Raw genomic sequence first — 10169 nt, forward strand, 5'->3', positions numbered from 1 at the left:
AGATCTCGTGACCGTCAGCGGGCAGGTTTCATGTCCGCCACTGGGCAGTTCCTGCTGGCCCTTGACATCCGCGCAGGAGTGGGGCAGATGAAGCGCGCACAGTCTCGGCGCTCTCGTCAATGATTCTCACGCTCGACTCAACTGCCTCTGTTGGTGTCATCAGTCGAGCCGGATGGCGTCGTCAGGACATAGACGATGTGTTCGCCGGGGAAAGCGACTTCACCGTTCGCCGATGGGACCTGGCCTTGGAAGATCCTCGTGTGGTCGCCTTGATCCGCGAGACCGTCGCTTCCTTGTCTCGTGGCGCGACACTTGAAGCTGCTCACGACGCCGTGCTCGACGCGGTGGACCCCTCCGACGTGGACACCCTGGAACAGGTAGATGACGCTTTCGTCGCCCTCGGCCAGACTCAGGCCAGCACGGCCCGAGGGGCGCTGAGGTCGATTCGCGTCGCCGACCCCAAGCAGGCGGTCGGCCCCGGCGTTCATCTCCTCAATGCCCACACCGGCAAGGGGCAACAGTTCGACTGGGTGTTCGTCATCGGCCTGGAGGAAGGACACCTACCGGGAAAAAGGAACAGCCAGGGTCAGGCACTCGCTGAAGAACAGCGCGTCCTGCTCGTCATGCTGTCTCGCGCGCGCCACGGTCTCGTCGTCTCAAGAGTACGAATGAACGACGGCCGGTACGGTCCATACGCAGCCACGCAAAGCAGATGGTGGAAAACGTTGCAGTGCGACTTTGCGACACTGGAGCAAGTGGAGGAACACCTCGGAGGTTCGGAGACGTCCGAGGCCGCCAGGAGCTGAACCGCGCCGGCAGCTGGCTGCTCAGTCTTGCTCCTTTGCGCCTCGACTGATCCACGCTCCTCCGCTCCGCGGCTACCGTGGACGCAACCCTCGAGCGCTTCCAGGGCTGCGATCGAGGGTGGCGACGACGCCACGTACTCGGAGACGGCCGTAATCTGTAGTACGTGGAGTCGGAGGAGACGAGCGAGACGGACCTGCTGGCCAAGTACGGCGTCAGGGACGAGGCGACAGGGCACGAGAACGCGGAGCAGGCACGCGAGTATCTGCTTACCGTCGCCACATCCGTGATCCGTGAGGGTGATTTCACCATGGATCACCTGATCGTCGCCGGGATGGTCGCCCGCGCTCAGTCGCTTCACGAGGCCGCTCTCAGTGCAATCGACTCCGACAATCCGCATGCAGCCTTCACGCTGCTCCGCGCCTACATCGAGCAGTGCGCCGCCGCGCTGTACCTCACTGATCACCCGGACAAGGCTGAGCGGCTGTGGAACGACCCAGACGGGCACGGTGATCCCGTCGGTCGAATGACAAGCTACGCCGACAGCAGCGGGCGGTTCGGACAGTTCCGCCGCGTCTATGACCAACTCAGTAAGTACGCGCACCCAAGTGCGATAAGTCATTTCGCCGCGATGCGGATGGGCGAAGGCGACCACTTCACGTTTCAGACCGCCCCGCGCTTCAAACGGGACGAGGAGAAGTTGCTGGCCTACGCCTGGCTTATCGAGTTCGCATACACCGCTCACGTGTTCTTTTCGAGTTCGCGGAGTCGAAGGGTCTCGGCAGAATCATGCGGCCCGACCAGCCGAAGTAGGCGGGGTTCCCTCCCCTACAACCCACCCTGGCTTCGTTCGCACCTACGCGAAACCCTCGACACGCAGGAACCCCGCCAGGCTCACCCACTCGATCCCGAACTGCTCGCACACGTTCGGGATCTTCGGCTTCCTGGCACTGTGCTGCGTTGCCTTCAACTCCAGTGAGATCACGGCGAGGCGCCGGGCTCGCGCGAACGCCATCACTTCGAGGTCGCCAGCGTAGTTGATGCTGCTGGCGTAGGCCGGGAAGGCGTTCACGATCGCCTTGGCGGCAGCCAGTTCCGCGTCGCTCGCGATGTCGTGGAATAGGTAGCGATGGTCGTGCAGCCATGCCTTGATTGCGGGGACGTTCTTGGTCCACTTCTCGAGTTCGACGGCCACGACGGCAGGGGCGACGACCCGCCCGTCCTGCATCGCCTTCTCCAGGAACTGCCACTGCGGTCTGAACACATCCATCGGGTAGTGCTCGCTGTCGGAGTCGCCAAGGAAGCTCACGATCACGTTGGTGTCGATCGCGTACTTCGCTGGGTCCTCGAACAGACCGTCCTCGGTCATACCAGGCCCTCAGTCACCCTTGGCCAGTTCACCGAGGTAAGTCGGCATCAGATGCTCACCGACACCCAGGAGGGCGCTGGCGTCCTGACGGTCGATAACTCCTTCGGTCAGCGCATCGACCACCCGGTGTGCGTAGAGCCGACCGACCTTGTTGATCGCTGGGGCGTAGTACTGGCCGCCCGGTCGCTTGCCGCCACTACGACGAGACGCCCGACGAAGCTCCATCGCCTCGTAGACGTCCTGCGCGATGGTGCCGTGGTCACGGAGTCGGATCAGGAGGACCGCCTGGCTGACGTGCAGCTGACGACTGAAGGACTTGAGCGCATCGTCGGCCGCTTCAGGGGTCCCGGCGAAGTCTCGCTTCGTGACGACCTGGTCGAGCAGCTCGCCGGGCAGCAGCACCCCGGCCGCGACAGCGTTGCAGTAGCGCTCTACGGCGCTGTGGTCGTCAAGATCGCAGACGCCTGCCGACCGCAGCGTGAGGTGGCAGTACTCATGCAGCGCCGAGAAGATCCGCGCGTAGGCCGTATCACCGGTGTCGACCACGATGACGGCCTGCCTGCCGACCACTTTGCTGAATGCTCGGATCGTGTCGTCGCGCAGCCGCCGCTGCGCCACGTAAGCACCGGTGGCATGGATCGCGGCCACCCACATCCGCAGTGCCGCGAACTCGTCCTTTACCGCCAGCTGGTCATCGACGCTGACGCCGAGGAAGTCCCGGGTGGCTGAGGCCAACTCGCCTGCCGGAGGCTGTCCACCGGCCGCGACCGGAGGCACCCGGTACGCGGAGTCCGGGAACAGCTCGGCGGCGGTCTCCAACATGAAGTCGGCTGCCTGCAACTCCGCGAGCAGATCGGGCGACAAGCCAGTCTTCTGGTTGTCGAAGGTTCGGTTGTCGCTGCCGGCGCTGGGGAAGTGCTCAGGCTCGTCGATGAGTAGGTACGACCATGGCCGCTTGAACAGCTTCGCCAGCGCCAACACGTCCGCCAGCTCAACATCCAGATCAGTGGCGGCCAGTTCGTCCGGGCGGACATCGGTCTTGGCACGTTCCGCAACATCTGCCGGCGTCATGTTCCGGTTCGTCAGCAAGCTGGCGAACCGATCGGAGCTGACACGGACCCTGGGCATGAGTCGAGCGTATGGTGACGGGACGACAGAGCACCGTCGCTGCGACAACTCGAACGCGTGTCACTACGGATGTCGGTGCTACCGGTGAAGAATCACGCTATGAGTTTCGGCATGCACATCGAACGAACCCTCAACGGCAGGCGCATCGAGCCGGGCGCAGAGTTTGCCGAGCCGCTACAGCAGTTGCGCTTCCAGGCCGTCGTGATCTGTGACGACGTCGACCCCGACCGCTGGCACGGCGAGATCCGCCTCGGACGCCACGTCCTGCTCAAGACCGAAGCCGTCCCCAGCTACGAACAAGCCAGCCGCCAGGTGCGAGACGCCTACGAAGCCAAAGTGGTCGAGATCTTCCGGCGCTGACTCCAGCGGTGCACGCAGCCACATCTCAGTTGGCATGATTCGTCATCAGCTATTCTTACGTGTATACGTTTCGTCCGGATAGGGTGATGGCAGCAATGTCGACATTGAGACCAGGCACGGCTGAGCGGGCTGGCCTGTCGCGCAGTGGGCTGTACCGTGCGGCGCGCGAAGGGCGGCTGGAGCGGATCGCGCGGGGGATCTACCTGCCCGCGGATGCTCCGGCGGCGGACTGGGACTGGATCGAGACTGCGACCCGGCGGCCGGATGCGACGATCTGCTTGGCGTCGGCGCTCGCTCACCATGAGCTCACTGATGCGATCCCCGCGGCGTTGGATGTCGCGATCCCGCGCGGGTCGCGCACACCGGCGAGCGATGGCGCTATCGCTTGGCATCAGTTCGACCGGGCCACGTTTGACATCGGCCGTGAGGAGATCTCGATTCCGGGCACGGATCAGACCATCGGGATCTACTCGCCCGAGCGCTCGATCGCCGACGCGTTCCGGTTGCGTGGCGAGGTCGGGTACGAGCTTGCGCGGGAGTCGTTGAAGGAGTGGCTGCGCCGCGGCGGGAAGCCTGCTCGGCTGATGGAGATCGCCTCTCGTCTCCCTCGGGCGAAGTCCCCGGCCCTGCAGGCGTTGGAGGCGCTGGCGTGAGCGTGGGCGATGGGGTGTTCCGCCGCATCCAGTCCGCGGCACGCTCGGCAGCCGCGAATATCGGGACGGGTGCGCCAACGCAGGAGTATCTGATCCGGCACACACTGGAGTCGTTCCTGGATCGGCTCACTCGCACCGCCCATGCCGAGGACTTCGTACTCAAGGGCGGGATCCTGCTGGCCGCATACGGCGTGCGGCGCCCGACGAAAGACACCGACGCGAACGCCGTCGGAGCGGACGTCACAACCGATCACCTCATCGCAGTGGTTCACGACATCGCCGCCGTCGAGACCGATGACGGGGTGGTGTTCGATCTCGACTCGATCAGCGTGCAGGACATCCGTGAGCGCGCCGACTACCCCGGGTTCCGGGTTCGAGTCGGCGTGTCGATCGGGCCGTGGAAGGGCACCGCTGCATGGGACGTCGCCACCGGAGATCCGATCGTGCCCGCACCCCGTCGAGTGCGCATCGAACGCGTCTTGGGCGAACCAATTGTGCTGCTCGGCTACGCGCCCGAGACCACGATCGCCGAGAAGGGAGTGACCATCCTGGAGCGGGGCGTCACCAGCACCCGGTGGCGCGACTACGTCGACATCGTCCAACTCGCCCGGCAAGGCATCGACACCGACGAGCTGCTCCGCTCCGCACACGCCGTGGCGCGCTACCGCGGCGTCACCCTCGAACCCATCGCACCGAACGTGGTCGGCTACGGGCAGATCGGTCAGGCCAAGTGGGCAGCCTGGCGTCGCAAGGAACGGCTGGAAGCGGTCTGCGAAGCAGACCTCGACCAGCAGATGGCGCTCGTGGCCTCCTACCTGGATCCCGTGTTCAGCCGCGATGACACTCCGGCGCCTCGCACATAGCGCGCGTCCGCGCCCCGAAGCGTTGGGGGCATGACTGCTACGACCACAGAGACTCCGTTGTCACCCCTTCGGGCTGTGTCCTATGTCCGTGTCTCCACCCTTGATCAGGCCCGCCGCGGTTCTGAGCCAGAAGGATTGTCGATCCCAGCGCAACGGGAGGCGAACCGGTGGGCTGGCGGGTCGGCTTCGGCGTGTTCGCCCTGGCCGGGTTGGTCCTGCTCGCCGGAACCCGGCTTCTGCACGAGACCCGTGCCGAAACCAGGCCCCGCATCGACGTCGCCGGAGCTGCCGTGTTCATTGCCGGTCTCGCCGCACTGATGCTCGCCGTCACCCAAGGCGCGGCGAGCGGCTGGGCCTCGCCGCAGGTTCTCGGCTTGTTCGCGGTGACACTCGTGATGTTCATCGGGTTCGTGCTCATCGAGCGCCGCGCGGCCAGCCCTGTCTTGGACCTCTCGCTGCTCCGCCAGCGTCGGTTCATGGGATGGCTGCTGGCTGCGGCCACCATGTCGGTCGGCTTCGCGGGCATCCTCGCCTTCCTGCCCAGCTATCTCCAAGACCCCGCTGGGTTCACCGCAGCGCAGACCGGGCTCGTGATGATCCTGCCCACCCTGCCGATGATGCTCATGCCCCTGGCGGGCAGCCGCCTCATCAACCACGGCACACCACCGCCCCTGCTCATCACGCTCGCCCTACTCGCCATCGCTGGCGGCAATGGGTGGCTGACGACCCTGCACCCGGACGTGACCCCGCTCGGACTCGCCGGGCCGCTCATCCTGACCGGCGCAGGCGTCGGACTGGCTTCGGGCATCATCGACGCCCAGGCCATGAACGAGGTCACCGAGAACCAGGTCGGCATGGCCGCTGGAATGCTCAACACCGTCCGCGGCACCGCCAACTCTCTCGCCCTCGCAGTATTCGGGTCCGCACTCGTCGCCATCCTCACCGGCAAGATCGGCTCCGCCCGCCTTGCCGGGAAGGTCGCCACCGGGAACATTCCCGATACCGCCGATGTGGGGTTCCTCTCCACCCAGCTCACGCAGACGTGGCACATTGTCCTGCTCGCCTTGGCCGCGTTCTGTCTGATCGCCGCCACGACGACCAGCATCCTTCTGCGTCCCCGGCGCCGAACGCCGCCCGCGGAACGCACATGAGCATGTCCTGGTGGGTAAGGGCGCTCGTCGCAGCCCGAACAGGCGAGCCGCAACCGGCATAGCGACAGACCATCGGGTGAGTCGAATGCGGGGAGCCAACGGTCGGGGGTTCTCGGCTGTCGTCGCCCGCACCAGCACAGCCCATACGCCCACAGGACCGCGGGCGTTCGACTACGCGGAGGTCACAGTCATCCGTTCAGGTGCCGCGATCTTGTTTGGCGGGTTCGGGCACCGGCACCTCCACGTCGGTGACGTGATCCTGCTAGCCCCCTGCACGCTCCACGGGATGGAGCCCGAGGGCTGGATCACGGCGACAACGCTCTATCTCGACCGTGACTTCTTGGTCGATCAGGTGTTCTGGCAGTACGCGGCAGAGTTCACCGACCGCTTCGACGCTCAGCGGTTCATAGACACTCACTTCGCTGATCCAGCTCACGTGCTCCGGCTCGGACAGGATCGTGCTGGGCTGTTGATGCCGTGGCTCGATGAGCTGGTCGCGCTGAGTATCGACGGGCCTCCGCCGGAGCGGTACTACCGGGCGCAGTCCTTGCTGTTCGCGGTATTCGATGTCCTCGCCCCGCACCTGGCCATCACCGACACCGCGGGGCCGCGGGGCGTTCGACAGTGCGACCGACCACGCCGCGACACCGGCCGTTCGCGCCCATACGCGACGAAGCACGCCAAGCCGCCGAGGTACTGCGCGCTTCGTTGCACGAACGGTGGACCCTGGACCGACTCGCAGAAACCGTGCATCTGTCCTCGTCGCAAGTCGGCCGGGTGTTCACCGAGGCCTTCGGGAAGACTCCGATCGCGTACTTGACCATGCTTCGTGCTGAGAGGATGGCACACCTTCTCCGCACGACGAACGAGCCGATCGCCGCCGTGGCCCGCGCAGTCGGCTGGGCCGACCCCGACTACGCGGGTCGCCTGTTCCGGCGCAGCATCGGCTTCACTCCCCGTCAGTACCGAACGCTGAGCAGGCGGGTCCCTGCCGCAGATGAAGCCGGAGGATTCCCGCGTTGACCCGGACGATTTCGCGCAGTTGCGGCGGTCTCGCCCTTCACGCGCACGGGAGCCGGTAAACCGGAGGGGACACGTCGGGTTCATCGTTGCACTTGGCGGTCGCACCACCCGTTCCGTCGTCCGTCTCGTCCTCCTGATCCTCCCGGCGCACCTCATGGTCGCAAGGATCACCCGCTCTGTGTGGGTGGCCCGCCGGGAGGAGGTCCGCGATGGGGACGACAGCCGAGGAGGCCAGGGCCGCGCGGGACGCGAAGCTCGACGCGTTGCATGAGCGGCTGACCGGCGCGGTCGAGGCGCTGGTGTCCGGGGATGACTGGCGCCGCGCGTTGGAGTTCGCGGCGCGGTTCAGGGCGAGGTCGTTCAACAACACGCTGTTGATCTGGTCGCAGCACATGGCGGCGTTCGAGCAGGGCCGGGTGCCGGAGGCGGTGCCGTCGTACGTGGCTGGGTACAAGCAATGGCAGTCGTTGGGCCGGCAGGTCGCGAAGGGGCAGCCGGGCTACATGATCTTCGCGCCGGTCAGGGGCCGGTTCGCGACGACGACTCCGCAGGATGCGTTGTCGTGGCGGCGGCTGGGACGGTTCGAGAAGCCGAAGCCGGGCGAGGTCGTGCGCTCCCGTCTCGTCGGCGCGCGCCCGGCCTACGTGTGGGACATCTTATCCCGAGTTTCGGTGTGCCCGGTGAGCGTGTGTACTCCAGTATCGCGCGGCTGGGCTGCTTGAGGCAGCAGCCTGACGCGTCTCGACAACCATGTGGGGTACGCAAGCAGATGCGTCTTCCGGGGTCCTCGTCCGCTCTCGCTCAAGGCCTACGCGGTAACGCTCTCGATGAGCTCACGCACGGTCGAGGGATCGGGCCCGAGCACCACAATGACCTGGTTGCAGGAGGAGCACACGAGGGCGTCGACGACACGTGAATTCATCTCCATCAGCGGACCAGAGGCCAGTCGGTTGAGCTGGTGCCCGTCGATCTCTCGCCACGGCGTTGTCACCTCAGTCCACTGGTCGCCATAGGGCGCTTCGTCTGTGTAGGGGGCCATGAGGACTGTCGTTGACGATCGTGGCGCCTTCGTGATGCAGGTTTCATCCAGCTGGCCGAGCTGAACGACGGAGTCGTTGTCGACCGGCTTCCATGCTGCACAGTCGGGGGCCTGTTGCTTGCCCCAGGATGCTGCTGCCGCGAGTTTCATTGGGGCCTCCGTCGGTGCGCCGGATGGCGAGTCGCTCGGTGTGCTGGATGACGATGTCGGCGACGTGGCAACTGGGGTGTCGCTTGAGCCGCCCCGCGACATGAGAATACCAATGGCGACCGTGATGGCGACGACGCATGCACTGGCCAGGAGGGGTGCCAGATGCCTGTGTCTGCTGGGGTTAGGCGTGCTTTGGGAGAAGTCGTGATAGCGCGGCGCGTGCATCGCCAGCCTGTGGAGGCTGCGAGTGATCAGTTGGTCATCATTGGCGGTCATGGTCACCTTCCGTGCTGAGATCTGGCGCAGAGATGGCCTGCGGTTGCTCAAGGGCGGCGCGGAGACGCGGTAGTGCACGGGACACCAGACTGCGCACGGTGGCGGGGGCAGTGCCGATGGCCGCGGCGATCGAGGCGTCGTCCCAATCGCCGTAGTAGCGGAGGACGATGCAGGCGCGCTCTCGTTTCTTGAGCGCTGCGAACGCACGCAGCAGGGCATCTCGTTCCGCGATTGGCGTATCGATCGGGCTGGATGTCGTAGGCTCGCTTCGGAGTTTGACCAGTGCCTTGGCGCGTCGTTGTAGCCGTCGTCGCCGGTCTAGGAACTCATTCGTCACGGCGCGTCTTGCGTACGCGTATGGGTTCTGAGCTTGGGTGATCGAGGAAGATCCGAGAAGTCGTGTGAGGACCGCTTGGACGATGTCTTCTGCTTCGTTGCCGTCGCCGGAGAGCAGGTACGCCAGCGTGACGAGGTCTTGCCCGTGGGTAGTGGCAAGTTCGGCGACGAGGTCGCTGACAGGCTCCGAGGAAGTCATGCTCACATCTGGTAGACGCCGCTGGGTCCGATGTTGTGGCAAGTTTGGCGGAGAGTTTTCGAGAACCGCCGCGGGCGATGGGCTGTCAGGACGCTGAGGTGACGATCTCGTCTTGGATAGCCGGTGCTGAGTCGCCGAGCGCGGACAAGGCGCCTTGCGTGCCCAGCAGCCACTCCTCTGTCGTCGCACTCTGACTTGGCTCGGCACTCGCAGTGCTAACGGAGCCGAGTACAACCGTGAGAGCACCCATGCCTGCGATGCCGGCGAGCATTGATCTGCGACTGATTTCAGACATCATCCACCTGAATCCTGGCTGGTTGTTGGCGTCGGCTAGCGCACGACGCGAGAGCGGACGCCATTACTGAAGACATGGCCGCCGCCCCAGGTCGTGTACGGCCCTCTGTCGCAGGTCTCTGGGTTGGTGATGTAGTTCCCGGAGTTGTCCGTGTTCCTTGCAGCTGTGTGTCCGGGCTTGTGACACCAACGATTGGCACCAGCATCGTTGAGGTTCTTGCGATAGAAGTGGTAGTCGTTGTCGGGCCAGATAACCAAGGCGACCCGCAGATTGCTCGTGTCGCACGAGAGGACCCACCCATCGCGCTCCATCGCGTTCTTGATGGCCGAGACGGTCAGCGCGGTGAAGATCTGGCCACCCTGTCGTCCAGGCTGCGCGAATGTGTTGCTGGCGTAGTTCGCCGCGTAGTTGTAGCAGTTGTTGTCGTACTTGCGAGTCCCGTTCCAGAACGAGAAGGAGGAATGATCAGAACCTGTGGATGGCTCTCGGTGGGGTGACGTGAAGCGGGCGCACCTCCCGAGCA

General features: G+C 65.2%; 13 protein-coding genes. 8 read left to right on the forward strand and 5 right to left on the reverse strand.

Annotation, left to right across the window (positions count from 1 at the left end):
* Positions 1-119: 119 nt before the first annotated feature.
* Positions 120-806: a 3'-5' exonuclease gene (locus tag ACYVKX_RS16445; RefSeq protein WP_460834598.1), complete on the forward strand. Its 687-nt coding sequence runs from the start codon at positions 120-122 to the stop codon at positions 804-806.
* 854 nt (positions 807-1660) lie between these two features.
* Here the strand turns inward: ACYVKX_RS16445 and ACYVKX_RS16450 are convergent.
* Positions 1661-2173, reverse strand: coding sequence for a DUF4411 family protein (locus ACYVKX_RS16450; protein ID WP_460834600.1), 513 nt, complete (start codon positions 2171-2173; stop codon positions 1661-1663).
* A gap of 9 nt (positions 2174-2182) precedes the next feature.
* A complete protein-coding gene (locus ACYVKX_RS16455) occupies positions 2183-3301 on the reverse strand; it encodes an ImmA/IrrE family metallo-endopeptidase (protein WP_460834602.1) in 1119 nt (372 codons plus the stop codon).
* Between the two features lie 99 nt (positions 3302-3400).
* On the opposite strand from ACYVKX_RS16455, the gene ACYVKX_RS16460 reads away from it, so the two are divergent.
* The 7 genes from ACYVKX_RS16460 to ACYVKX_RS16490 all read left to right on the forward strand — a co-directional run bounded on the left by ACYVKX_RS16460 (position 3401) and on the right by ACYVKX_RS16490 (position 8073).
* The gene (locus ACYVKX_RS16460; RefSeq protein ID WP_460834604.1) at positions 3401-3661 is read left to right on the forward strand and encodes a hypothetical protein; all 261 of its coding nucleotides are present in this window, start codon (positions 3401-3403) and stop codon (positions 3659-3661) included.
* Between the two features lie 86 nt (positions 3662-3747).
* Entirely contained in the window at positions 3748-4314 is a 567-nt protein-coding gene (locus ACYVKX_RS16465; RefSeq protein ID WP_460834607.1) for a type IV toxin-antitoxin system AbiEi family antitoxin domain-containing protein, read from the forward strand.
* The gene (locus ACYVKX_RS16470) at positions 4311-5177 is read left to right on the forward strand and encodes a nucleotidyl transferase AbiEii/AbiGii toxin family protein (RefSeq protein WP_460834609.1); all 867 of its coding nucleotides are present in this window, start codon (positions 4311-4313) and stop codon (positions 5175-5177) included. The genes ACYVKX_RS16465 and ACYVKX_RS16470 overlap by 4 nt, the downstream gene beginning before the upstream one ends.
* Positions 5178-5344: 167 nt before the next feature.
* Positions 5345-6328, forward strand: a complete 984-nt coding sequence (locus ACYVKX_RS16475) for an MFS transporter (protein WP_460834611.1) — start codon at positions 5345-5347, stop codon at positions 6326-6328.
* Positions 6329-6413: 85 nt separating this feature from the next.
* A complete protein-coding gene (locus ACYVKX_RS16480) occupies positions 6414-7148 on the forward strand; it encodes an AraC family ligand binding domain-containing protein (protein ID WP_460834613.1) in 735 nt (244 codons plus the stop codon).
* On the forward strand, positions 7076-7351 hold the full coding sequence (locus ACYVKX_RS16485; protein WP_460834616.1) for a helix-turn-helix transcriptional regulator: 276 nt from the start codon (positions 7076-7078) through the stop codon (positions 7349-7351). The genes ACYVKX_RS16480 and ACYVKX_RS16485 overlap by 73 nt, the downstream gene beginning before the upstream one ends.
* A 209-nt stretch (positions 7352-7560) precedes the next feature.
* Positions 7561-8073 (forward strand): ArdC family protein, encoded by a 513-nt coding sequence (locus ACYVKX_RS16490; RefSeq protein WP_460834618.1) that lies wholly within the window; start codon positions 7561-7563, stop codon positions 8071-8073.
* An 86-nt stretch (positions 8074-8159) separates the two neighbouring features.
* On the opposite strand, the gene ACYVKX_RS16495 is transcribed toward ACYVKX_RS16490, so the two are convergent.
* The 3 genes from ACYVKX_RS16495 to ACYVKX_RS16505 all read right to left on the reverse strand — a co-directional run.
* On the reverse strand, positions 8160-8822 hold the full coding sequence (locus ACYVKX_RS16495; RefSeq protein WP_460834621.1) for a hypothetical protein: 663 nt from the start codon (positions 8820-8822) through the stop codon (positions 8160-8162).
* Positions 8803-9351, reverse strand: coding sequence for a sigma-70 family RNA polymerase sigma factor (locus ACYVKX_RS16500; protein WP_460834624.1), 549 nt, complete (start codon positions 9349-9351; stop codon positions 8803-8805). Before ACYVKX_RS16500 ends, ACYVKX_RS16495 begins: the two co-directional genes overlap by 20 nt.
* A 330-nt stretch (positions 9352-9681) precedes the next feature.
* A partial coding sequence (locus ACYVKX_RS16505) for a hypothetical protein (protein ID WP_460834626.1) occupies positions 9682-10169 on the reverse strand: 488 nt, incomplete at its 5' end.

Source organism: Nocardioides hungaricus, assembly GCF_054782915.1.

Coding starts and splice junctions, on each gene's coding strand:
- ACYVKX_RS16460 (WP_460834604.1), top strand. CDS start 3,401: ATGAGTTTCGGCATGCACATCGAACGAACCCTCAACGGCAGGCGCATC.
- ACYVKX_RS16500 (WP_460834624.1), bottom strand. CDS start 9,351: ATGACTTCCTCGGAGCCTGTCAGCGACCTCGTCGCCGAACTTGCCACT.
- ACYVKX_RS16480 (WP_460834613.1), top strand. CDS start 6,414: ATGCGGGGAGCCAACGGTCGGGGGTTCTCGGCTGTCGTCGCCCGCACC.
- ACYVKX_RS16455 (WP_460834602.1), bottom strand. CDS start 3,301: ATGCCCAGGGTCCGTGTCAGCTCCGATCGGTTCGCCAGCTTGCTGACG.
- ACYVKX_RS16445 (WP_460834598.1), top strand. CDS start 120: ATGATTCTCACGCTCGACTCAACTGCCTCTGTTGGTGTCATCAGTCGA.
- ACYVKX_RS16450 (WP_460834600.1), bottom strand. CDS start 2,173: ATGACCGAGGACGGTCTGTTCGAGGACCCAGCGAAGTACGCGATCGAC.
- ACYVKX_RS16465 (WP_460834607.1), top strand. CDS start 3,748: ATGGCAGCAATGTCGACATTGAGACCAGGCACGGCTGAGCGGGCTGGC.
- ACYVKX_RS16490 (WP_460834618.1), top strand. CDS start 7,561: ATGGGGACGACAGCCGAGGAGGCCAGGGCCGCGCGGGACGCGAAGCTC.